At 69.9% G+C, this 24,201-nt stretch carries 18 protein-coding genes and 1 pseudogene; 10 read left to right on the top strand and 9 right to left on the bottom strand.

The features are described 5' to 3' along the window. Positions 1-153 precede the first annotated feature (153 nt). Positions 154-813 carry a TetR/AcrR family transcriptional regulator gene (locus E1193_RS16480; protein ID WP_243707718.1) on the bottom strand — a complete coding sequence of 220 codons (660 nt, stop codon included), beginning with the start codon at positions 811-813 and terminating at the stop codon, positions 154-156. A gap of 92 nt (positions 814-905) precedes the next feature. Here E1193_RS16480 and E1193_RS16475 point away from each other — a divergent pair, with 92 nt between their 5' ends. Together E1193_RS16475 and E1193_RS16470 are read left to right on the top strand one after the other, a co-directional pair. Further along, positions 906-1,856, top strand: a complete 951-nt coding sequence (locus E1193_RS16475; RefSeq protein WP_132184076.1) for a zinc-binding dehydrogenase — start codon at positions 906-908, stop codon at positions 1,854-1,856. Between the two features lie 145 nt (positions 1,857-2,001). After that, positions 2,002-2,832 carry an NmrA/HSCARG family protein gene (locus E1193_RS16470; RefSeq protein WP_132184075.1) on the top strand — a complete coding sequence of 277 codons (831 nt, stop codon included), beginning with the start codon at positions 2,002-2,004 and terminating at the stop codon, positions 2,830-2,832. Positions 2,833-3,049: 217 nt separating this feature from the next. On the opposite strand, the gene E1193_RS16465 is transcribed toward E1193_RS16470, so the two are convergent. The 3 genes from E1193_RS16465 to E1193_RS16450 form a co-directional block, all read right to left on the bottom strand. Then, positions 3,050-3,412 (bottom strand): metalloregulator ArsR/SmtB family transcription factor, encoded by a 363-nt coding sequence (locus tag E1193_RS16465; protein ID WP_132184079.1) that lies wholly within the window; start codon positions 3,410-3,412, stop codon positions 3,050-3,052. A gap of 455 nt (positions 3,413-3,867) precedes the next feature. Then, positions 3,868-5,139, bottom strand: a complete 1,272-nt coding sequence (locus E1193_RS16455) for an MFS transporter (RefSeq protein WP_132184074.1) — start codon at positions 5,137-5,139, stop codon at positions 3,868-3,870. 141 nt (positions 5,140-5,280) lie between these two features. Next, a complete protein-coding gene (locus E1193_RS16450) occupies positions 5,281-6,918 on the bottom strand; it encodes an MFS transporter (protein WP_243707716.1) in 1,638 nt (545 codons plus the stop codon). Here E1193_RS16450 and E1193_RS16445 point away from each other — a divergent pair. Further along, complete coding sequence (locus E1193_RS16445) at positions 6,901-7,365, top strand: TetR/AcrR family transcriptional regulator (RefSeq protein WP_243707714.1); 465 nt, start codon at positions 6,901-6,903, stop codon at positions 7,363-7,365. The two genes, E1193_RS16450 and E1193_RS16445, sit on opposite strands and share 18 nt — an antisense overlap. 86 nt (positions 7,366-7,451) lie before the next feature. On the opposite strand, the gene E1193_RS16440 is transcribed toward E1193_RS16445, so the two are convergent. From E1193_RS16440 to E1193_RS16420, 5 genes are all read right to left on the bottom strand, one after another. Next, on the bottom strand, positions 7,452-7,850 hold the full coding sequence (locus E1193_RS16440) for a hypothetical protein (RefSeq protein WP_132184071.1): 399 nt from the start codon (positions 7,848-7,850) through the stop codon (positions 7,452-7,454). Next, complete coding sequence (locus tag E1193_RS16435; protein ID WP_132184070.1) at positions 7,847-8,428, bottom strand: class I SAM-dependent methyltransferase; 582 nt, start codon at positions 8,426-8,428, stop codon at positions 7,847-7,849. The genes E1193_RS16440 and E1193_RS16435 overlap by 4 nt, the downstream gene beginning before the upstream one ends. A gap of 10 nt (positions 8,429-8,438) precedes the next feature. After that, positions 8,439-8,918 (bottom strand): MarR family transcriptional regulator, encoded by a 480-nt coding sequence (locus E1193_RS16430; protein WP_132184069.1) that lies wholly within the window; start codon positions 8,916-8,918, stop codon positions 8,439-8,441. 444 nt (positions 8,919-9,362) lie between these two features. Then, positions 9,363-9,809 (bottom strand): hypothetical protein, encoded by a 447-nt coding sequence (locus E1193_RS16425; protein WP_132184068.1) that lies wholly within the window; start codon positions 9,807-9,809, stop codon positions 9,363-9,365. A gap of 112 nt (positions 9,810-9,921) precedes the next feature. Then, a complete protein-coding gene (locus E1193_RS16420; protein ID WP_132184067.1) occupies positions 9,922-13,200 on the bottom strand; it encodes a BTAD domain-containing putative transcriptional regulator in 3,279 nt (1,092 codons plus the stop codon). Between the two features lie 191 nt (positions 13,201-13,391). Between E1193_RS16420 and E1193_RS16415 the strand changes: the two genes are divergently transcribed. The 7 genes and pseudogenes from E1193_RS16415 to E1193_RS16380 all read left to right on the top strand — a co-directional run bounded on the left by E1193_RS16415 (position 13,392) and on the right by E1193_RS16380 (position 24,180). Then, a complete protein-coding gene (locus tag E1193_RS16415; RefSeq protein WP_132184066.1) occupies positions 13,392-13,880 on the top strand; it encodes a hypothetical protein in 489 nt (162 codons plus the stop codon). A gap of 827 nt (positions 13,881-14,707) precedes the next feature. Continuing rightward, positions 14,708-17,554, top strand: a complete 2,847-nt coding sequence (locus E1193_RS16410) for a LuxR family transcriptional regulator (RefSeq protein WP_165945753.1) — start codon at positions 14,708-14,710, stop codon at positions 17,552-17,554. A gap of 258 nt (positions 17,555-17,812) precedes the next feature. Further along, on the top strand, positions 17,813-19,405 hold the full coding sequence (locus tag E1193_RS16405) for a discoidin domain-containing protein (protein ID WP_132184064.1): 1,593 nt from the start codon (positions 17,813-17,815) through the stop codon (positions 19,403-19,405). 404 nt (positions 19,406-19,809) lie between these two features. Then, positions 19,810-20,170, top strand: a pseudogene (locus tag E1193_RS33195) (IS5/IS1182 family transposase); the annotation flags it as partial. A gap of 447 nt (positions 20,171-20,617) precedes the next feature. Beyond that, positions 20,618-20,839 (top strand): hypothetical protein, encoded by a 222-nt coding sequence (locus E1193_RS16390; protein ID WP_132184062.1) that lies wholly within the window; start codon positions 20,618-20,620, stop codon positions 20,837-20,839. A gap of 83 nt (positions 20,840-20,922) precedes the next feature. Then, positions 20,923-23,874, top strand: a complete 2,952-nt coding sequence (locus E1193_RS16385; protein ID WP_132184061.1) for a BTAD domain-containing putative transcriptional regulator — start codon at positions 20,923-20,925, stop codon at positions 23,872-23,874. 66 nt (positions 23,875-23,940) lie between these two features. Next, positions 23,941-24,180, top strand: coding sequence for a hypothetical protein (locus tag E1193_RS16380; RefSeq protein ID WP_132184060.1), 240 nt, complete (start codon positions 23,941-23,943; stop codon positions 24,178-24,180). The last annotated feature ends 21 nt before the right edge of the window (positions 24,181-24,201 follow it).

The raw sequence follows: 24,201 nt of genomic DNA, 5'->3' as shown, positions 1-24,201 counted from the left end.
CGACCACGTCCTCGGTGACCAGCGGGGACAACCCCGAGGACACCGCCTGCACACGCTTGTTGACGAACTCCACACAGGAGGCAACGAGGCCTCGCCACCCTCTGTCACCACCGAAGGTGAGACAGGGCCGTTAGCGAGGCAGCCCCGACTGAGTTACCGCCAGCGTTCGGTGAAGAGCTGGTCGGTGGGTGGCTCGCCCGGTAGCGGGTCGCCGTTGCCGGCGCGTAGGCCGTTGAGTGCGATGGTGATGATTCGTTTGCGTGCCTCGGTCGCGGCGGGCAGCAGGCCTTCTCGACCCTGTTGGCGAAGTTGGTCGACGACAGGTGATCTGGCGAGTTGTTCGATCAGGAGCGAGATGTCTACCGGCGTGACCTCCGGCCGCAGGACGCCGGCCTGGTGGGCGCGGGCGACCAGGGCCCCCAGCCGTTTGTCGGCCGTTCTGGCCAGTGCCCGCATGTCGTCGGTGACCTCGATGGTGCCGGCGACGGGGGCGAGCGAGCCTTGCCCGAACTCGATGCACGCGGTCACGTAGCGGGATAGGCCCTCCCAGGGGTCTTCAGCGGCCAGGCCCCGTTCGGCCGCCTCGGCCGAGTGTCGCAGCGAGAGCGTGCTCAGCTGCTGAAACAGCTCCTCCTTGGTGCGGTACCGGCGGTACAGGCTGCCGATTCCGACGCCGGCGCGTGCGGCGATCGCGGCGACGGTGGCGTGTGCTCCATCGATGGCGAGGACTTCCCTGGCGGCCTGGAGAAGCGCACGGTCGTTTCGTTCGGCTTCGGCCTGGCGGGGAGCGCGACGCGGTGGCGGTGTGCTCACGGCCACATCCTACCAGTTGCGGAGCGATCTGCTCCGGTATAGCGTGACCCATGCGGAGCGTTTCGCTCCGTTAAGGCGGAAGGGCTTTGATCATGTACGCGGTGACGCTGGAACAGTTCGGTGGTCCGGAGGCCTTGCGGTTCCGTCGAATCGACGACCCGACACCGGGACCGGGCCAGGTGCTGGTAGCGGTGGAGTTCGCCAGCATCACCTTTGTCGAGACACAGGTACGTGCGGGGCGCGGTCCGGCGGCCAAGGCCAGGCCGCCGCTGCCGATGGTGCCGGGCAACGGCGTCGGTGGCCGCATCGTCGCCACCGGGCCGCAGGTGGACCCCGCGCTGGGCGGGACAGTCGTGGTGACCACCACCGGCGGCAGGGGCGGCTACGCGCAGCTCGCCGTGGCGGAGGCCACCAACTGCGTACCAGTTCCGGCCGGCATGCTGCTTCGTGACGCGGTCGCGTTGCTGGCCGAAGGTCGTACGGCTGTCCTGCTGCACCGCAGGGCACAGGTCCGGCCCGGCGAATGGGTGCTGGTGGAGGCGGCCGGCGGTGGTGTCGGCAGCCTGCTGGTGCAGCTCGCGGTCGACTCGGGTGCCAAGGTCATCGGGGCGGCCCGCGGCAAGGGCGATCTGATCACCTCGCTGGGGGCCGCGCACTACGTGGACTACACCCGTCCTGGTTGGGAACGCGAGGTGGTTGACCTCACCGGCGGTGCCGGCGCCGATGTCGTCTTCGACGGCATCGGCGGTGACGTGGGCGCACAAGGCCTTGCCGCGGTGCGGGCCGGCGGCCGGGTCAGCATCTACGGAATGGCAGCTGGCTCGTTCACTCGGCCCGACCACCATATCCGGGTCGTGGACAACGGGACCGCCCCCACTGCGGCAGAGGCACGCGCGCTGACCGAGCAGGCGCTTGTGCTCGCGGCCCGCGGCCGACTAAGGGCGGTCGTCGGCCAGACGTTCCCGCTCGCCGAGGCCGCCGCCGCGCACCGGGCCATCGAGGAACGCAGGACCGTCGGCAAGACCTTGCTCGTCGTGTCCTGACCGCCTCGGCGGCCGCCCGCGCCACCCTCGCACCACTCGGCCACTGCCGGGACCAACCACGTCAAGCGCCGCACCGGGCGCCCCCACCGGTCCACTCATGTCCGGTGCGCACCTCGCAGACCACCCCTCTAATGGAAGGACAACCGTGACCCAGCAGAAGACTGTTCTTGTCGTCGGCGCGACCGGCAATCAGGGCGGGGCCACCGCCCGACACTTGCTGCAGAGCGGCTGGCAGGTGCGGGCACTCGTACGCGACCCTGCCAAACCGGCGGCGCGGGCACTCCAGGATCTGGGCGCCACCCTTGTTACCGGAGACACGGAGGACGCGGATTCGTTGCGCACCGCGATGGACCACGTGCATGGTGTCTTCAGCGTCCAGGCGCTGGCGTACGAGCCGGACACCCTCGCCGCGGAGGTCAGAAAAGGCAAGACCGTCGCGGACGTCGCCACGCAGAGCGGTGTCGAGCATCTCATCTACAGCTCGGTCGGCGGTGCGGACCGACACACCGGCATCGAACACTTCGAGAGCAAGGCCGAGATCGAACGTCACATACGAACGCTGGGCCTACCGGCGACCATCCTGCGGCCGGTGTTCTTCATGGACAACCTTCTCTACTACGCCGACGCCGCCGATGAACGCGTCCTGAAGCTGCCGGTGTTGCCCGACCGCCCCATGCAGATGATCGCCTCGGACGACATCGGCCGCATCGCCGCGCACGCGTTCGACCACCCCGCCGATCTCGGGCAGCAGATCGAGATCGCCGGTGACGAGGTCACCTTCACCCAGGTCGCCGAGATCTACGAGAAGCTCACCGGCACACCAACGCGCCTCGAACCGCAACCCATCGACGGTCGCATGTTCGAGTGGTTCGCCGAAAGCGGCTACCAGGCCGACATCGCCGACCTACGCCGTCGATTCCCCACCCTGCTCACACTCGAGGAGTTCCTCCGAAGCCGCCTCGCCACCGGCCGCTGACGTCGTGCGCTACCCGACCTCTACGGGCCCGGCCGAACCCCACGATCAAGACAACGAGGGCTGCCGGCCGGGCCCACGTCGAACACCCGGTCGGACCACTTCCTGAATTCCGGCCGCGCTTCCTCGTCCACCATCACGGCAGGCCAGAACCCGGGGGCGTTCCGGCCCTCGCATCGCCGGGTCAGCCGGCACCGGCACCGGGCTCAAATGGCGCCGGTCAGCGAGTCTTCTTCGTTGCTCGTTTGCGGGGTGGCGTCAGCAGGTCGGCGATCGCGGCGATGGCGGACGGCACGAGGCGGTAGTACGCCCAGACGCCGCGCTTCTCACGCTCAAGCAGGCCGGCCTCGGTGAGGATCCGAAGGTGATGACTCACGGTCGGCTGGGAGAGCCCGAGCGGCGCGGTGAGGTCACTCACGGACGCCTCCCCCGCCGGAGACGACTGGATCAAACTGAGCAGTCGCAGCCGGGCCGGGTCCGCGAATGCCTTCAGCACTCCCGCGAGCCGCTCGGCATCGGCACGCTTGATGGGCTCGCCGGCAAGGGGCGAGATGACGGGCGTCGCAGTCTTCACAGTTCCCACGTCTCGTATCGTTGCAGCAACACCCTCGGTGCGCCGGTGGAACGAGGGCAGGATCACCGTCAGCTCGTGTGGGAGCCTGCCCCGTCGTCAGGTCGAGGTGATGATGAAGGCCAGGGTCGACGACATCACCGCCCGGCTCAGCGCGTAGCCGCAGGGCGATATCCACCACCCGGCCAAGCCGGGCCGATCCCGGGCCGGGCCAGTCAGGGCTGGGTGGCGAGGTAGCGCTCGGCGTCGAGGGCGGCGGCGCAACCGGTGCCGGCGGCAGTGATGGCCTGGCGGTAGTTGTGGTCAACGAGGTCACCGGGCGGGCGGACACGTTCGCCCGGTTCGGTTCGGTCCGGACGGGCAGCCGCCCCGGCCCACCGACCTCGATCCGCGGCAGCCGACGAGCACGACAGCTTCCTCGACTGGGTCCTGGTCGCCGACCCGGCCGCGCCCGGATGGCTGATGTGTCACTGCCTGGTGTTCGAGAGGGCCGGGTCGCGGTCCGGAACGGAAGCGGCGAGGCCGGGAATCCGTCTGCCGACAATCAGATAGATGACGACGCCGGCCAGGGCGAACGAGCCGACACCGAGGAACATGGCGGTGCCGCCGTAAGCACCGAGGAGCAGACCGCCGGTGAAGGGGCCGATGAAGACACCGATCTGGGCGAAGGTCTGTGCACCGAAGTAGGCGCCACGGTTGTCTTCCGGCGCGATGCGGTCGATGATGGCGAACTCGGCCGGGTAGATGAGGATCTCCCCCAAGGAGAACACCACCATCGCGGCAACGAACTGCCAGACCCCGTCCGCCACCGCGAAGCCGGCCATGCCGGCGACGGTCAGCAGTCCTCCGACGGTGATCGACGTGACGGGATTGCGTTTCTCCATGAACTGGGAGACGGACACCTGCAGGACCACCACGGTTATCGCATTGGTGGCGAGCACGTACCCCAGGAGGGTGACGCCGTCGGCGAACCCGACGGACAGATGCTGCGCGAGCAGAGACGAGATCCGGCCGTGCACGGCCTCCAGCAGCAGTCCGGCGAGGATGAGAAACAGCAGCCGCCGGTCGACCGCCACGATCTGCGCGCTGTCCGCCAGTCCTCGCAGCACACTGCCGAAGGGCTGCTTCGCCGAGTCGCTGGTGGACGTCGCGCCGGTGGCGGCGGCAGGAGCCAGCAGCAGGACCACGGCCAGGCCGATCAGGTAGATGCCGTATCCCAGGGCGCCGACGAGGAACGCGAGCCGTCCGCCGGCCAGACCGACCGCCGCGCCGGCGACCGGCCCGACGGCGTAGCCGATGTTGGTGGCCACGTACTGGTAGGAGAACGCCTTCGCCCGGCGCTCACGCGGGAGCAGGTCGCTGAGCAGCGCCTTGCCCACCGGGGCGAAGACTCCGCTGCTCAACGCCAAGGTCGCGTTGAAGGCGAACACCGTCGTCGCACTGTCGGCGAGGTAGAGGCCGATGAAAGAGCCGATCACACCGAACAGGGAGACCAGCAGCAGCCGGGCACGCCCGAGGACGTCGGACAACGAACCACCGACGAACCCGGCGAAGATCGAGAAGAACACCGACGAGCCGATGATGAAACCGATCAGGCCCGGTCGAAGGCCGACGTCCTTACCCAGGAACACGGCCAGGAACGGGATGGTGACCGAGTTGGCGAGGCTCATGATGCCGGCGCCGGCTATCAGCACCCGAGCAAGTACCGGCAAGGGCACGGCGGTCTTGGTGGGGGTCATCGCGCTGTCGTATCCCTTCCCGGTACCGGATATCCCGGTGTCGTGCTGCGGCGTCGTACTCGTTGAGGGACCGGTGGAGATACTGGCCGCCCGGACCCGGCCGTCGGAAGGCTCATGGCGGCCGGGCGCGGGCGGTGGTGCTCAGCTGTCACGCGCCGGGCGGCCAGGGGTCAGCAGGCCGGCGATGACGGCGGCGCCGGCCGCGGCGAGCGCCGCCACGAGGAATCCGTCGTGGAACCCGTCGAGGCTGTCCCCCAGGAGGCTGGCGGCCGCGACGCTGGAGACGACGGCGGCGCCAACCGAGGCGCCGAACTCGTGGAAGGTACTCACGATGCCCGAGGCGATGCCGGCTTCCTGCGGGGCGACCTGTCCCAAGGCGGTGGCCGAGGCGATGACCAACAGGGCGCCGGTCCCGGCGCCGGCGACCGCGATGCCGACGGTGACGGCGAGGGGCTGCATCGTCAGAGCAGGGACCGCCATGCCGACCGCCGCGATCAACAATGCCGCGACGGCGAGCGAGCGAGCCCCGAGACCGGCGATGATCCGTCCGGTCAGGTTGGCGCCCAGCATCGTCGCCAGGGCGACAGGCAGGAAGAGCAGCCCGGTTCGCAGAGCGCCATATCCGCGGGCTTGCTGGAAGTAGAACGTGCCGAGGAAGAAAACGGCCACCATCAGTGCCGTTGCCATCAGGATGAGGAACGCGCCGGTCGCGACCGGGCGCCGAGCCAGCAGCGTGACGTCCATCAACGGGGAACGTGAGCGCTTCTGCCAGGCCGCGAACGCCGCATAGCCGATCACGGCGAGCAGCACGAGCCCGCCGGTGACAGCGGTCAACCAGCCGTGGTCCCCGGCACGAATGAGGGCGTAGATCAGGGCGGCCGACGAGCCGGTGACCAGCAGCGCACCCAGACCGTCCAGGCGCGGACGCGGCCGCATCCCCGCGGTGGCAGGCAGCACGACGGCGAGCGCGGCGACGATCAGCAGACCGATGGGGACGTTGATGAAGAACACCCAGGGCCAGCCAGGGCCACCTGTGATCAGGCCGCCGAGGAGAACGCCCAGCGCTGCGCCACCGCCACCGAGCGCAGCCCATACGCCGAGAGCCTTGTTGCGCTCCTCGCCGGAGAACAGGTTCACGACCAGCGACAGCGCCGCCGGCGACAGCAGTGCCGCGCCAATGCCCTGCGCGACGCGGCCGCCCACCACCATGTTGGCGGAGCCGGCCAGGCCGGTCAGCCAGGACGCCCCGATGAAGATCAGCAGGCCGGTCAGCACCACCTGTCTGGCGCCGACCAGATCGGCGATCCGTCCGCCGAGCAGCATCAGCCCACCGAAGGTGAGGGTGTAGGCGCTCACCGTCCACGTCACCGCCGCCCGGCTCAGGCCGAGGTCGCTCTCCATGTGCGGCAGTGCGATCGCGACCACGGTGACGTCCAGGATGAGCATCAGCTGGGCAATACCGAGGAAGGCGAGGATCCGCCAGCGCAGCGGGTGCTGCGTCGTCGTCTCGTGTATGTCGTGCGTGGTCATCAGACCCTCCACCGAACTCGTATGCGGCTGTACGACTTGCAACAGGAAGGCTAACTCATACATTCCCGTACGAGCTAAAGTGGTGGCATGGTCCCTGCCGACACGCGTCCGCGACGGCGTGCCGATGCCGAGCGCAGCATCGCGCGCATCGTGTCCGCCGCCCGCGACTGCCTCAGCCGCGATCCGGACGCCACCGTCGATGACATCGCCAAGGCCGCCGACGTGGGCCGCATGACCATCTATGGGCACTTCCGGACCCGGCCCGAGTTGGTGGAGGCCGCCCTAGCCGACGCCTTGCAGGCCGGTGAGCAGATGCTCGTCGGTGTCGACCTCGACGGTGACGCCCAGCAGGCGATGAACCGGCTGCTGGCATCCAGTTGGTCGCTGGTCGCCGAGTCCGCGGCGCTGCTGACCGCGGCGCAGGCGGTCCTGCCCGCCGGGCGCCTGCGCGAACTGCACACCGGCGCGGCCGACCGGGTGGAACAACTCATCCGCCGCGGCCAGGAACAGGGCGTGTTCCGGACCGATCTGCCGATCACGTGGCTGGTCAACGCGGTGCACTACCTTCTCAACGGTGCTGCCGAGGAGACCCGCCTCGGCCGTCTCGACCCCGCGAGCACTGCGGACGTCGTCACCGCCACGGTGCAGGCGGTTCTCGCGACACCACCGGCGAACGACATTCACCCGCCACGCTGACGCCGCTGCGGCGGTGACCGGCGTCAGCTGCCGCCTCCTTGCATGCTGCGGCTGCGGCGGGCACTACTGCGGTTGACCGCCGGAGGTCAGCCGTGGTGACGGGTGTGTTCGCCGGCCGGGGTGGAGTGGGACGGACCGGGCTGGGGTGTGTCGTCCACAGCGCCGCGCAGTGCGGGACCGATCACCAGAGTCGACCCGGCGAACATGGCCGCGAACAGCAGCATCGCGATGCCGGGCGCCCACCAGGTACCGAACCGGCGCCGCAGTCGTATCAGCATCGGCGCCATCGTGGCCAGCCCGAGCACGGCGAACAACGCGGTGCCACCGAGCCCGGCGAGCAATGCTGTGCCGGCGAACAGGCTGACGTGGTGCAGCAGGTGCGGAGCAAGGCCCGCCGCCGCGCCGAGCACCGCGCCGACGCTCCACCGGCCGGCGCGGCGACGCGTCGCCGCGCTTTCCGTGGCGCCAGCCGACGAGGCGGTCACCGGAACACCGCCTCAGCGCCGGGCCGGTAGTGCCACACCAGCCGGGGCTCCGGCTCGCCGTGCGGATTGCGGTAGGTGTCGTAGCGCACCGGTCCGTCGCGGTGTAACCCCACAGTGGCGCCGAGCGTATCCACGTTCGCCTCCGACCAGGGGAAGAACTCCAGGCCGGGACCGGTGGGCAGCCCCGGGTTCGCGCGCATGACGATCCGCCCCTGCGGCGTGAGCCAGGAGGCGACATGCCGTAGCTGTTGCTCGATGATCTTCTGACCACCGAAGTTGATACAGCCCAGGGCGAGGACCACGTCGACCGACCCTGGACGGATGGGCGCGTCGAGCAGGTCGCAGACCAGGTCGGCGGCCGGATTGACCAGGTCGATCCCGATCAGGTTGCCGATCTTTCCCTTGAACGGGTTACTCCCGCAGCCCACGTCCACCACGAACCGCGGCTGCCAGGCACGAACCTGCTCCACCAGGGCGTACCCGCTGTTCTCAAATCCGGGCATGGGACTGCGCCACCGCGACGGGTCGAAGAACGCGGCCAGCTCGCGACGCAGCCGCGCCGCCTCATCTGCGGGCACAGCTTGACCCTCAGCCACGTGCCGCCCCGCCAACATCTGCCGTCGCCGGCTGCCCACTGGCGGCGTCGACCAATGTCGTCAACGCGTCGATGACCGCCGGACGCTGCTCAGCAGGGATGTTGCGTAGCAGGTCGGCGAATCGGGCCGCGCGAGCGACCGCCAGTTCACCGGCAGCGCGGCGACCATCCGGGGTCAGCTCCAGCCACACCAACCGCCCATCACCTCCACGGTTGGCCCGCCGGACCCAGCCGCGGGAGGTCAACTGGGACACCAGCCGGCTGACCGTGCTCTTCTCCAACCGCAACCGCTCGCCCAGCGCGGTCTGCGTCAACGGCCCATCTCGGTCCAGCTCGCCCACCGCGTGCGCCTCCGAGGCGGGCACCGGTGTCCCGCACGGCGTGCGATCCGGCTGATGGAGCCCGAACGCGCGCACGAACGCAGTGATCCTCCCCTGAAGGGCAAGGACCTGGTCGAGTTCATCACTCAGCATGGTTCGACCATACAACCAACTAGTTCGACACTGCAACCATCGATCAGCTACCCCCAGCTCCTCCGCCGGTCGGCAGGGGCGCTCCTTCATATCCGCAACCTGAAGGAGCCACCCTGCAAGCCCACCCCGAACACGGCCCAACGCCGCCCACGCCCCCGCAGCAGGTGCAGGAACAGTCCGAACGCAAGATCTCACGAACCCGCGGCCCGAACAGCGCCACCCAGTCCCCACACCCGCGGGTTCCACCACAGCGGCCTTCGGAATTCTCGAACTCGCATCGGAGTCGCCGACGTCCTCACCGAAGACCCCGACCTCTACCGCTGGCTGGACGACAGCAAGCACCCAACTCCGTACCCATCACCCGCGTCGCCGACGGCCGCACCCCTGGCAGCTCTTCCACGACGTGCGCTAGGTGTAGTGACCATGAGCGTTCACGGCCCGCTGTCAGTTGACCGGAAAGCTTTCCTCGCAGCCCTTCCAGGTGCCGTCGGGCAACAGCTTGCACACCCTGAACCACAGCCCCTGGCCTTCCTCCGGGCCACCCTCCCAATAGGGTTTGACGCTGATGGTGTTGGTTTTCCCGCAGCCCCGGACGCTGACGACGTTGACGATGCCGCTCCATCGTTCTCCGGTCCATTTGTACAGAGCCGCGACAATTCCGTTGTCACCATCGCAATAGGAGTCATGGACCCACATCTTGCCGTTTCGGTGCTCTCCCACCGGGTAGGATTCCCACGCACCCCACCCCAGGTAGCTTCCCGTGACCCCGTAAATCTGGTGGTTCCTCGACGTTGCCGCAGCTGCGGGCGCGGCGTTCCCGGCGACAAGTGTGACCACCGCGATGGCACAGGCGGCCACCAGCCGGCCTAGTCGTGGACTGATTGTCTTCATGGGCTCCTCCTGCGGAAACTCTCACGCCGTTTCGTTGGTTGCGCGGTTGGCGGTTCGCAGGATGCCAGCAAGCGTTGAAACCGTGCTGATCCCGCGCTGAACCACCTGCCGATCAGCGGCGGGATCCGACCGGAACGGTGCGTGGGCTTTCCAGCAGGGCTGCTGCTTCCCGGTGCTCGGGCGCACCGATTTCCGTGAGTTGCGCGTGGGCTCGTCGCCATTGAGCCGTCGCCAGGTGCGGCTTGCCCATGCCGTGGTAGGCGCGGCCCATGGTGAGCAGGGTGCGGGCGTGCGCGAGCCGTTGCCCGGCGCGTCGTTGGGCGTTCAGCGCGCGCCGGCAGTGTTCGAGGCACCCGGTCAGGTCGCCCATGCCGAGGCTGGCGGTGGCGAGCCGGCTGTGCGCCTGTGCGGTCGCCAGTGCGTGCCCGGAGGGGCGGGCCAGGCTCAACGCCGCGGTCGCGTGGTGCTGTGCGCGGTGGTGATCACCTTGCTCGATGCGCAGCTCGGAGAGGGCCAGCAGCGCCTCCACCTTGCCACGGTGGTGCCCGGTCTGGTGGGTGATCTCGAGCGCGAGATCGAGTGAGGCGGCCGCCTCCTCGCACCGTCCCTGCCTGATTTGGATGGTCGCGAGACCGGTGCGGGCGAAGCTCTCCAGCCGGCTGTCGGAGCTTTGTCGGGTGATCTCCAAGCTGGCGGCGAGGGCGGCGACGGCCTCGTCATTCCGGCCTGCGTCGTGGTGCACCAGGCCCAGCGTGTTCAACGCGGACGCCTCCTCGCGCCGGGCGCCGATGGCCCTGCTGATGGCCAACGACCTGCCGATCGCGTCGAGGGCGTCGGCGAGGCGGCCCTGGTGCCGGCGAACCACGGCGAGGTTTTCGGTGGCGATCGCCTCCTCTTGGCGTTGACCGATCTCGCGCAGGAGGGGCAGGGCAAGCTCAGCGAACTCGGCGGCCCTAGCCAGGTCACCGACTTCTTCGCATGCAACGGTCAGATTGTTCAGTATGTTGGCCTCGCCGACGCGATCGCCGATTTCGCGGTTGACGACCAACGCACGTGTGAATCGGCTTATGGCGCGCCGGGGCTGGCCCAACTGGGCCAGCGCGATGCCGGTGTTGCACAGAGCCGCCGACCTTCCCTGTCGCCATCCCGCACGTCGCGAGAGCAGGGCTGCGGTCTCGCTCTCGGCGAGCATTGCTTGGTAGTCGGCCGTGCGCCAACGCTGAAAGCCGAGGCTGAGTCTCATCGCGATCTCGCCGTGCACGTAGCCGGCCCGCTGGGCGGCGGCGAGGCCGGTCTGCGCGATATGCAGCCCTTGCACCGGTGGCGCCTGCATCTGGGTGAAGGCGCGCAACGCGGCAGCCAGCTGCCATCCGATGCGATCCCGTCCGGACGCGGCCGTGGCGTCCAGCGCCGTGATCAGGTTGGACCACTCGGCCGCGATCCACTCCCGCGCGGCGGCCGGCTCGGCGAACTCGACCGTAGCTACGCCCGCCGGTAACGGGTCGCGGGGTAGTCGCAACCGGGGCTGTCCGATCAGGGTGGTCGCAGCCCGGTCGGCGGTGTGCAGGTAGAAATGCAGCAGCCGGTCGATGGCGGCGTCCCGCTCGGCGGGTGGGTCGTGCGCGGCGGTGAGTTCGGCGGCGTACCGCAGCAGCAGGTCGTGGCAGACCAGCCGGCCCTCCGCGGTGACGTTCACGAGGTGCAGCCGGGCGAGCACGTCGACCAGTGGCTCGATCCGGTCGGTGGGTAGACCGCGGAGTGCCGCCACCGCGGCGGTAGCGGTTCCGGCAGGGCTGGCGAGCAGGCCAAGCAGCCGGAACACCGTCTTCGCCGCGGTGGGGAGGGCTTGATACGACAGGTCGAACGCACCGCGTACGGTGCCGTCGCCGTCGACGTGTAGGTGCGTCATCGGGCCGCGTGCGGCCAACTCTTTGACGAGCACGCGGATATGAAGGTGGGGCCAGTCCGCCAGGCGTGCTCCGGCGACGCGCAGGGCCAGCGGCAGATGGCCGCAGAGTCCGGCCAGTTCGGCGGCGGCGTCCGGGTCGGCGTCGACCCGCTGCCGGCCGGCGGCGTGGGCCAGGACGTCGACGGCATCGGCGGCGGGCAGGACGTCCAGGGTGACCCGGTGGGCGCCGTCCAGGGCGACCAGGCCGCTGAGCCGGTCCCGGCTGGTCACCAGGGCCAGGCAGCCGGGATCACCGGGCAGCAACGGCCGCACCTGGTCGGGATCGACGACGTTGTCCAGGATCAGCAGGACCCGCCGGTCGGCGAGCGCCGACCGGTAGAGCGTGGTCTGCGCGTGTAGGTTGACCGGGATCTGCTCGGCGGCCAGTCCCAGCGCGGTCAGCAGCAGCGGCAACGCCTCCGCGGGCGGCATCGGCGCTCCGGTGTGGAAGCCGCGCAGGTCCAGGAACAACTGGCCGTCCGGGAAGCGATCCCGGACCTGGCGCCCGAACCGCACCGCCAGCGCGGTCTTGCCCACCCCGGCCGTCCCGGACAGGACGCAGATCGTCGCGGTCGGGGTGGACTCCCCTGCAGCCGGTAACAGGGCGTGCAGGGCGGCCAGGTCGGACTCGCGCCCGGTGAACGCGGCGGTGTCGGCCGGCAGCTGCCGGGGGGCCAGAGCCGGCGCGGTCGGCGTCGGCGTCGACTCCAGGATCTCCCGGTAGGCGCGCTGGAGTTCTTCGCCTGGCTCGATGCCGAGCTCTTCCACCAGCCGGCGCCGCGTCGCGGAGAACAACGCCATGGCGTCGGCGCGCCGGCCGCTGCGGTGCAGCGCGGTCATGAGCAGGCCGACGGACCGTTCCCGCAACGGGTGCTCGGCGACCACCGCGGACAGGTCGGCGACGACTTCGTCGTGCACCCCGGCTCGCAGGTCGATCGCGGCGCGCTCGTCCAGCGCCGCCAGCCGTTCGTCGTTCAGCGTGGCGCCGTGAACGGTGGCCAGCCAACCGCTGGTGACGTCGACCAGGGCGGGACCGCGCCACAACGACAGCGCTGTGCGCAGCAGGTCACCGGCGCTCGCGGCGTCGCTGGCGCGTGCCTTCGCCACCAGGTCGCGGAACCGATGCAGGTCGACCAGGCTCCGGTCGACCGCCAAAAGGTAGCCGCGCACCGATGTGGACAGCTCCGCGCCGGGCACGGCGGTTAGGATCCGGCGCAGCCGCGAGACGTAGCCATGCACCGCGTTGCGCGCCGACGGCGGCGGGTCCTCATCCCACAGCGCGGTCATCACCGCGTCGATCGACACGACCTGCCCCGCATCCAGCAGCAGCATCGCCAGCACGGCCCGGAGGTGGGCCCTCGCCGGTCCGAGCGACCGGCCGTCCCGCCAGATACCCACCGGACCCAGTAGCCGGAACTCGACACCGTCCACCTCGTCGCTCACCGCCCGCCGGAAATCGTTGCCTCGGGTGGGTGAGCCTAGCGTCGCCTTTCATCGCCAGATCAGCGCGGTTTCACCGCATGCTGCCATGCTCCGAACCGCTGACCGGTCCCCTTACTGCGCCCGGCATTCTCGGCGCAGCCGAGCAGCACCACCGAATTTACCCGGAATTCATGAAAGGAAGGATGCGACGCATGCGACAACCATTGGCAAAGATGGGTGCGGCCCTCGTACTCGGTGCCATTCTGGCAGCGTTGGTGGGTGCCGGGCCGGCGAGCGCGATCAACGTGCGGTACCGGGCGGCGAAGTCCTGCACCGTCGACGGGAAAACCTTCCGCGCCGACATTCACACCTACGGCAGGCCGACGCCCGACGGCGCTCCCGCCTACACCGAGGTCCAGCTCTGGGGCTTCTATTTCGAGTCGGGCGCGGACGTCGCCCGGGTCGAAGCCACCATGGCGATCTGGCGGGACGGGGGGTGGAAGTGGGCCGGACCGGTCGGGGTCGTCGGCGGCGTCTCCTCCGGCGAGTGGCACAACGGACCCACCCCCGGAACCTCGCAGATCGGCTACCTCACCCCCAACACGCCGAAGGCAATCCGGGTCAGGGGCTACACCGGCGGCTTCAACTACCACTTCTGCGATGTCATTCTGAGGCCGGCCGACCTCCAGTGGATCGGCTGATCGCGACCGCAACGCCGTAACTCTGAGGTGTGCCCGGCGCGGCGGGCACACCTCACGACGTCGACACGGCGGTCGAGAGGGATCCGGACGTCCGCCCCGGCGTCCGGATTCGCCAACTGATATCGCGCCCCCTCAGCACGACCTGCGCGATACCGGCGCGTCGGCGGATCAGCTAGAAATGACCAGGTCACCGGGCCGCTGCCGACCTTGGCCGCCAAGTCGCCGAGAAATTCCTGCTGCAGGCGCTCGCGACCTCATCGACTCCGCCGCTCGCTGACCCTTCCGGCCGAAGAAGCCAAGCAGCTCAAGGGAGTCCTCTCGTGTCCCCGGCGGAAGCGGTAGCAGGAAATGTGACGGCCAGTCGCGCCCCGGTAGGTTCTAGTTGCTGCATCGCGCCGAATCCTGCAGCGTCGTCGGGCTGGCCGGGCACGATGACGGGCGCACGAACAGCGGCAGATGCGGATGCGATTTCGGCCGCGCGGCGAGACTGGACCGGGGTCGCAGTTGCCAGGTGCTGTTCGCCTTCCAGCCGACCAGAGCCGCCGCCTGCGCCACGACGGGCGTCGCGGCAGCTCACAATCAACTGTTTTGTCCAATGGGGAGCGGACCTCCGCCAGGGCCGCTGTGACGATCCTGTTCAGCGATCCCTGCGGGACCGTGCCACGAATGCTGTTGGAAGTGCGGGTAATAGTCCAACATCCGCCAGAGTTGTCCCGGTCGGGAGAACCCGGCGAACGCTCCCCATCGCCGCAGCATGCAAGGCAAGTTCCGGTTTATCGATAAAGTGGGTACGAGGGCTCCGCAACGGCGTCCACCTGAGGACTGTGGTGACTGCTTTGCTGACCGATGGCGTGGTGGGCCGTGAGCAGGAGCTCAACAGTGTCGACGAGGTGATCGCCGCGATCGTTCGCGGTGAGTTCCGTGCCCTGGTAGTCCATGGCGCGGCAGGAATCGGCAAGACGAGGCTGCTTTCTGAGCTGGTTCGCCGCGCATCGGCACACGACGCCATCGTGTGCTGGGGAAGCGCCACCGAGTTCGAGCGGCACGTGCCTTTTGCCGTCTATCGAGACGCCTTCGCGGACGTGGCGGAGGTGGCCGGGATCAGCTCGGCGACACTCGCGGCGCTGGAGGGCAGCAACTTCACGGACGTGGACCGGTACCGGCTCTTTCACCAGGTTCGCGGCCTGCTGAAATGGCTCGCCGTGACGCGACCCACCGTGCTTGTGCTCGACGACCTACACTGGGCCGATCAATCGGCGGTGGAGCTGACCGGACACCTGCTGCGCCGCCCGCCCGGCGCTGGTCTGTTGATCGCCGTGGCGTACCGGCCAGCGTCGGCGCCGGCCGGTGTCGCTGACGCCGCGTTCCACCTGGGGCCGGCCGCCGCCGTCCTTGGCCTCGGGCCGCTGACCACAGCCGACGTGGACGTGCTGCTACCGGGTGAGTCGAAGCGGCGGCGGCGCCTGCTCTACCTCGGCAGCGGTGGCAATCCCCTGTACCTGCGGGCGCTGGCGGCCGCCGGCGATGAGACCCTGGCGCACCTGGCCGGCACAGGCGACGCCCATACCGTGCCCGAGCGTGCGTTGCTCGACGTCTTCTGCGCCGACCTGGACCGGCTGGACCTGGAACTGCAGCACGTCGCGCGGGCGGCCGCCGTCGCCGGCGACCCCGCCGCTCTCGATCTAGTCGCCTGGATCGCCGAACGTTCGGAGCCGCAGGTGGCCTACGCGGTGGATGATCTCGACCGGCTCGGCGTGCTGACGACGACCGGCGACTCCAGGCTGCGTTTCCAGCATCCGCTGGTACGCACGGCGGCGTACTGGAGGGCTGGCGGAGGTTGGCGTAGCCGGGCGCACGCCCGGGCCGCGCAGTTCCTGCGGGCACGGCATGGACCGCTGCAGGTCGTTGCGCACCACATCGAACGCTCCGCCCACCCCGGCGACGGCCCGGCGGCGAACATCCTTGCCGAGGCGGGAACGGCCTGCCTGCACACCGCCCCGGAGACCGCCGCGCGACTGCTCCGCGCCGCCCTGCGGATCATGCCGGAGGCACCGGCGCTGGCCGGCCGACGCGCGGACCTCCAGCTGGCGCTTGCTCGTGCCCTGGGCGTGACCGGCCAGCTCGCCGAGAGCCGGTCGCTACTGCAGGAGGTGATGCGAACCGGTGGCCAACGACGGGTGGAGGCTGTCACGTTCGCATCGGTGTTGTGCCGGCTGGTCGGCCAGTTCGACGAGGCCAAGGCCCTGCTCGCCGGCGAGCTGGCCCAGGGCCGCGACGACGGCCGGGCCGCGGCCCACGCCCTGGTCGAGTTGGTCGCCGTCGAGCTGGCCCGCAAGGACCCAATGAGCGCGCAGCGCTACGGCGACCGTGCCCTGCTGGTCACCGCCGCGACCGGCGATCTGGCGCTGGAGGCGGCCGCGTCCGCCCTGCTCGCGTTGGGGCACCTTCAACTCGGGCGCACCGTCGACGCCGAGAGGTGTGTCGAGCGCAGCGCATTGCTGGTCGACGGGTGCGGCGACGCGGTCGTGCTGCCGTACATCGAGCTCGTCGCGCCACTGGCCTGGGTGGAGTTGCACCTGCAGCGCTACGACGCCGCTCGCCGGCATCTCGACCGCGGGATGGCGTTGGCACACCGGCACGGACGCAGCCATGGCATCCCGTACCTGCTGATCACGGCAGCGGCGCTGCACATCCGGTCTGGGCAGTCCGCTGAGGCGGTCAGCGTGGCCGCCGAGGCGCGTGAGCTGTCCCGGCTCATCCATGGGGTGGAGACCGCAGCCATGGCGACCGCCGTGACGCTCAAGCCGGTGCTGTGGCGTGACGGCCCTCGCGTCGCCGTAAAGCTCGCGCGCGAGGTCGTCCGGCGGCGCCAGCCCTGCTCAGGCTGGTGGTCCGACATCGTCGAACTCGACCTGGCGACGGTCTACCTGGCCGCCCAGGACCCGGCGCGGTGCCTGGCCACGCTGTCCGACTCGGGCCCGGAGCGCGGTCCCTGGCGGCCCGGGGTCGTGGCCTACCGGTCGGCGTTGTGCGCGGTTGCCAATGCGGAGCTGGACCGCCTCGGGCCAGCGCGGGAGCTGGCCGATGAGGCGCTGGCCCAGGCCCGCGAAATCGGGCTCTCCCACCAGATCGCCGCCGCGCGCGACGCACGCGCACGGGTGCTGGCCCGCGCCGGACTGGTGGACGAGGCTGTCGCTGAGGCCGCGGCCGCCGCGGCCGGCTACGCGGAAGCCCGGGCGCCCATCGAGGAGGGCACCGCCCGCCACCTGACGGCCCAACTGCATGCCCTGGCCGGTCGGCTGGACCGGGCCCGCAGCGAGCTCGGCCAGGCCAAGGACCTGTTCGCGGCGTACGACGCCGGCTGGCTCAACGCCTGCCTCGTCCGCACCGAACGGCAGCTAGCCGCGATGGGGCCGCGAACCAACGGCCCGGCGCGGCGGCAGCGGCCGCCCGTCAGCGGCATCGACCTGCTCACCGGCCGCGAGCGCGAGGTGGTCCGGCTCGCCGCCACCGGCATGACGAACAGGGAGATCGCCACGCGGCTCTACCTAAGCCAGAAGACGGTCGAAGCGCACATCTCCCGGTCCTTCGCCAAACTCGGAGTGCGATCCAGGGTCGCGCTGGCACGCCGGGTGTTCGGCGCCGAGGCCGGCGAGGCCGGCGAGGCCGGCTAAGGCTCCCGTACACCCTCGGTTTTGCGGGTGTGCGTTGCGGGTGTCTCCCGATGCTGGCCCGCCGGCGCTCGGACATCCTTCAGGCGGCTGCCGGACCGTAGCGTCCGACGGCACCTCTCCCCCGCAACGGCGTCGGCCGGAGCCGTCCGCGCGCCCGTGGCGAAAGCGATCCTGAAAGGACCGTCCGTGAGCCTTTTCTCCGGTTCCCCACCGTCGTCCCCTCGCGGTCGCCGACCGCGACCTATCTGGCGGATGGCCATGGCCGCGATCGTCAGCGTGCCCCTGCTGGCCGTCGCGGTCAGCGGCCCGGTCGCGGCCGCGCCGGGAGTGCCGGCAGCGGCGCCCGCGCCGGTGCCGGCACTGGAACTCGCGATCGAAAGCCGACTCGATCAGCTGCTGCGGCCGACCTTGTGGGTCGGTGCCGACGTCAACCTGCGCTGGTTGGTGCGCAATATGGCCGCACGGCAGGTCGACGGCGACACCGAGGTCCTGCTGTCGCGCGTCATCGCGGAGGCCGAGGCGAGCAACCTCGTCGACACGAATTTTCCGTTGTGGCTGGAGCTCAAATATCAGGTGGCCAACTTCGTGGTCGATGGCTTCCGGTACGAGCCGCAGATCTACATCCCTAACCAGGACGACGGGGTGCTCGCCACGGACCGAATCGAGGTGGCCCTCCGGCCAGCCAACCGGTCGGCGCAGACGGCGCAGACCTACTGGTTCGACACCTACCTTAACGTCGCGCCGTTGAACGTCATCGACGAGGCGTATGTGGAGGCCCACGAGGTGTGGGTGCTGTCCGTCCACGAGCGGGCCGACTACGGGAGCGACACCCTGGCCGAGCCCGCCACCAAGGCGGCCCCTAAGCCCACCAAGCCCGCAGCCAAGCCCGCCGCCCCCGGCAAGCCGGCCCCGAAGGCCGCCCCGAAGGTCATGGGCGCACTCGCCTGCAACCCCACCGGCAACCGCAACAACCGGGGTGAGGAGTACATGCACGTCTGGAAGGCGACCGCCAGGGACACCTTCGGCACGTTCCTGGGCGGCAAGCGGGAGATGAGACTGGTCGTGATCAGCAGGTCGGGCCAGGTCGCCAACATCTTCTTCCCGAAGGTGAAGCGCAAGCACATCACCACGTGGCAGATCGTCGACCGGTTCCTGACCACCTGGGACAAGGCCGTGTGGGGGGACGCGCTGGGATACCAGTGGTACGAGGTGAACGGCGGTAAGACGAAGTCCCACGAGATCAGCTATACGGTGCCGAATGGCGGCCCCACGATCAAGACCACCGTCTCTTACCAGGAGCGCGACTCCGACGGCGGGATGATGCACGTCCTGCACACGGATTCGACGTACAAGGAGTACAACACCGGAAAGGTGCAGTTCCAAACGTGCAGCGTGGGCGGCGACGGCGGCACCGGCTTTGACAACCTGGCCTGCGGAGCGCTCGCGGCCGCGTCCAGTACCTACGCGCGCGAAGGCTACGCGCCCGCACGGGCGACCGACTGCAACCCGGCCACCACCCTCGGCGGCCCGTACAGCTGGGCGAACTCCGCTGGTGTGTACCCGCCGACCAACCCGCAGTGGCTGCAGGTCGACCTCGGCGTCAACAAGACCTTCCGCCGCATGGTCCTGTATACGAGCGAGGGCTATCCGATCCGGGACTTCGACGTGCAGGTCTGGAACGGCGTGACGTTCGTGACGGTCGGCAACGTGCGGGGTAACGTCCGCACTTCGGTCGAGGTGCGCTTCGGCAGCGCACAGACGACCCGGCTCGTGCGCGTGGTCGGCATCCACGGACCGGACCGTCAGCCCGGCTTCGTGCGAATCAACGAGGTCGAGTTGTACGCGGTGTAGCGTCCGTCAACATAGTGTGCAGCGTGGCCGTCGTAGGAGATCTGTCGGCCACCGGCCGGCTGCTGCACGCGGTCAGCGACCCTGGCCTCACGCCGAGCCATTGACGGGCCCAGACGACGACCGGCAGCGCCATCGCCGTCTGGGCCCCACTGGCCCTAGTCGTAGTGCCTCGTCTTTGAACGTTGATCGGGTAATCCGTCGGTTCTGAGTGCATCGATGATGTGATTTAGCACTATTCCGGATTCGCCGTGTGGGCGATTCGACTGCTTTTTACCTTTGGCAGGGGTACGAGCGAGCGATTCGAGGTCCGTTTCGTTGGCAGATACGCCTCGGACTCCGTCTGACGTAGACATGAGCCGAAATCGCCGTTACCGTCCGCTGCGGGACCCGTCGGCTCGTCCATAGTGCACCTTGATTGTGGCCGCTCGCCGCGCCTACCCAGCGACATCTCGGACGCTCGCTGGCAGTGATCGCACCGACCCTGCTCGCCTGGCAGCAGGCCCGCCTCGACCGGCGGCCCCCACCGGTGAGCCGGCCCGCACCGATGTCCGAAAGGTGTTCAACGCCCTCCTCCAGCTCAACGTCGATCCGACCGCCCTGGCCCGGGTGAAGGCCGGCCGCGACGCCCAGCCAACCGCCACGGTCGTCGATACACAGAGCGTGAAGACCTCCACGAACCCGCCGACCGCCACGCAGGGAACCGACGCGGCCGAGAAAATTGTCGGACGTGAACGCAGCGTAGTCACCGACACTCTCGGACTACTCGCGCCATCGGGGGAGCGGAGCCCTTGCCACAACAACTGGTAGCCCACTGGCCAGTGCCGTCCACCGAGGTCAGCTCGCTCCCGCAACGCGGCTGCCGTCGACGAGGGAGCTGGCTCGGCTGTTGGACGTGTCCCGACGCGTGATCATCTCGGCGTACGAGTTACTGCTGGCGAAGGGTTTGGTGGAGAGTAGGCCCGGGTCGGGCACCTACATCCGGCAGTTACAGACCGACCGCGACACCGACGCAGGGCACTGGCGGCACCAGCCCGTCGGGTGTGCGACTTCACCCCCCGGCCCGGCCCCCGACACGCGCGTCCCCGTTGGCCGCCTGGCGACCGCGTGGCGGGAGGCCAGTCACCAGCCTCCGTTGCATCAGACCGCACCACTGGGTACGCCCGCCTTGCGGGAGGCCATCGCCGCACACCTGCGCCGCACCCCGTCCGTGTCGTGATCGGCCCGCGGGGGTCGACCGCGACATTGCTGCTGCCCCAGCGACTGGCCACCGCCATGGTGGCCCAGCTGGCCGGTTTCGGCGTGGCCGTGACCCCACTGGCCGAGTTCTACCGGGTCGACCCCGCGAACGCGCCTGGCGGCATCGTGCTGGCCTTCGGCCACCTGCCCGACGAAGAACCGCGCTGCGGAATCAGAGCCGTCGCCGGGCTGGGCTGATCGGAATACGTACGCAGAACTGCGCCAGCGCCAGTACTGGTGCCCTGCGACGCAACCGGTGGACACCACGCTAGCTTTGCGCGGTGTGCGGGTATCGGATCGGCGTCCTCGGACGGATCGAGTTGAGCGTCGACGGGGTAGCTGTGTCGCTCGCCCCGCTGGAACGGGCATTCGTCGCGGGCCTGGCGGCCCATCGTGGACGCATTGTCTCCGTCGACCGTTTGATCGACGGTCTCTGGCCTGATCACCCGCCCGCGGGAGCGCGTAACCGGGTCCAGGCGGTCGTCGCCTCGGTCCGGCGCAGTGCCACGCCGGAGTTGATCCTCACCAGGTCACCTGGTTACGAGTTGAACGCCGCGGTGGTGGTGGACGCGGCGGAGTTCGGCGCCGAGGTGCAGGCCGCTGCAGCCGTCCCCGACGCCCGGCGTGCCGTGGAGCTGCTCGACCGCGCGCTGGCGCGTTGGCGCGACGACGCGTTCGTCGACGTCGGTGCAAGACTGGTCGACTTCGAGCGCGACCGGCTTCGCGAGCTGCGTCAGCACGCGATCGAGCTGCGCGTCGAGGCCTTGCTGTCGCTCGGTCTGCATCAGGAGCTGGTGCCGGAGCTGACCACACTGGTACGTGACCAGCCGCTGCGGGAACGGCTGCGCGGCCAGCTCATGGTGGCCCTGCACCGCAGCGGCCGGCAGGCGGAGGCCCTCGCCGTGTACCGGGACGGGGCCCGGATTCTCGCCGAAGAGCACGGCATCGACCCGGGGCCGCAGCTGCGGCGGCTGCACCGGGAGATTCTCGGCAGCGAGCAGGAGACGTCCCCGCGAGCGTGGGTACGTCCCAACCAGCTCCCCGGCGTCACCGGTGACTTCGTCGGACGGGACAAGGAGCTCGGGCTGCTGCTGTCGTTACTGGGCCGGCCCCCATCAGCCGCCGGGGCTGCTCAGGTCGTCGTCGTGACCGGGCTGGCGGGCACGGGCAAGACCACGCTCGCGCTGCGAGCGGCTCATGAGTGCCGCCATCGCTTTCCCGCCGGGTGCCTGTACGCGGATCTGCGCGGCAACACCACGGACCCGGCGCGGCCCGGCGCGGTGCTCGGCGGCTTCCTGCGCGCCCTCGGGGTGGCCGGCGAGGCCATCCCGGCAGCGGTCGAGGAACGCGCGGCGCTGTACCGATCCGTGCTCGCCGACCAGCCCATGTTGGTGATGTTGGACAGCGCGGCGGATGCGGCCCAGGTGCGCCTTCTGCTGCCGTCCGCCGGCGGCAGCGCCCTCATCACCAGCACCGCGGCGTTGCCCGGGCTGCCGGGCACCCAGGTCGTCACACTCGACGTCCTGCCGGTCGACGACGCTTTGGACCTGCTGGCCGGGCTCGCCGGTGCCGAGCGGATCAACCGGGAGGCCGCGGCGGCCGCCGACGTCGTGGAGTTGTGCGGCCGTCTACCGCTGGCGTTGCGCATCGCCGGCGTGCGGCTGGCCGAGCGGGACGCGATGACCGTGGCACGGCTGCGCGACCGGCTGCGCGACGAACGGCGCCGCCTCGACGAGCTGTCGCTCGATGGGCTCGACGTGCGCACCAGCTTCACCGTCGGGCTCGAGCGATTGCCACCGCCCGCCGCGCGGCTGCTCGCGGTGCTCAGCCGTACGTCGCTGCGCCGCTTCGGTATGTGGGACGAGACCACCGAGGCGCTGCTGGAACAGCTGTGCCGGTCCCACCTGCTGACCGCCGATCCCGACGGCAGGGTACGCATGCACGACCTGGTCCGGTTGCATGCCCGGGAGCGCACCGACGTCACCGTCGACCAGGTGATCGCCTGGTACGCGCGACTGCACGCGTACGCCGAACGTGCCGACGCGTCACTGCCCTGCAAGGCCCTGCCGGTCGCGGACGTGGAGCGCGTCATCGACGCCGAGGACGCCGTGAACTGGTTCGAGGCAGAGCTGGAGAACCTCGTCGCGGCGGTGCGGGACCTGCTGGGGCTGGGCGCGGTCGACCTGGCCGGACGGCTGGCCTGCACGATGGGCAACTTCGCGATGATGCGCAGCCAACACCTGCCCGAGTTCGTCGACTGCCTGCGTGGCGTGCTCGACCGCCACGCCGACCTGCCGTTGCCGACCCGGATGTCGCTGCGGCTCCACCTGGGCACGGCCTACCGGATGTTGAACCGGCACGCTGAAGCCGTTCCGCTGCTGCGCGCGGCACACCGCGACGGCCGCGGGCCGCTGGGCGGGCAGCGCCGTGATGATCTCGGCGAGCTGGCACACCGGCTCGTCGCGTTGCAGGGCTACTCGCTGTGCTGCCGTCAGCTCGGTCGGTTGCGGGAGGCGGACGCCGCGCTGCTGCTGATGGTGCGGTTGTGCGCCGCGCACTGGCCGGTCGGCCCGGTCGGCGGGCACGTGCTGCTGGCCCTCGGCATGCAGCACGGGCAGTACCAGCACACCTCCCCGTTCGCCCACGCCGCCTACGCCGCGGCCCTGCGGCTCTTCGAGGATGGCGGCGACCTGTGGGGCGAGGCGCTCGCGCGGGAGAGCATCGGGCTGCTGCATCGGCATGCCGAGCAGTGGCCGCAGGCGCTGGAGCACCTGCGGCAGGCGGTGACCGCTGCTCGCCGGCTCGGTGACCGGATGAGCGTGACCACCGCCGAGCAAGCACTGGCCGCGACGCATCTCGCCTCCGGGGACAGCGCCTCCGCACGCCGGCTGCTGACCCGTACGGTGTCGGCGTTCCGCGAGATGCGCCACGAGTGGGGCGAGGCGATCTCCCGCCGGCTGCTCGGGAAGGTGCACCTCGAGGAGGGCGACGCAGGTCAGGCGGTGGCCGAACTGGAGGGCTCGGTGGCGATGCTGCGCGGCATCGGGCAGCCGTTCCCGCTCGCGAACTCGCTGAGCCTGTTGGCGCGGGCGCAGGCCGCCCTGGACAGGCACGACCGGGCCGTCGTGCTGGGCGACGAGGCGCTGCGCATCTTCGAGCACTTCAACGCCGCGTACGCCGATGACCTGCGCGAACGGCTAACCCACTGGCGGGACGCAGCGCGCGCGCAGTAGAAGCGCAGGGCAAGCGCAGCGGCGACCAGCACAGTGATCGGCAACCACCCACAAAGGAGGTCTGCCATGACCAAGATCATCACCCGCGTCGGCGACGCCGTCCTCGGCAAGGTGCTCGGCCGCGAGGTGGCCGGCGCCTGCGTGCCGGAGAACGGCCAGAAGTGCTCGTGCGTCGCGTCCGACGGCTACTGCTCGGGCGGCGACTACTTTCGCCGCTACCGGCAGGGCTACTACAACTGCAACGGCGCGTGCGTGACCTCGACGTCGCGGGCGATCTGCTACGTCAAGAAGGCCGGCGTCTGCTGACCTGACTCCCCCCGGGGGCCG

Source organism: Micromonospora sp. KC606 (genome assembly GCF_004348675.1).
Lineage (GTDB): Bacteria > Actinomycetota > Actinomycetes > Mycobacteriales > Micromonosporaceae > Micromonospora.
Note: the sequence above shows the minus strand (reverse complement) of the source record. Positions and strands in the feature narration are given on the sequence as shown.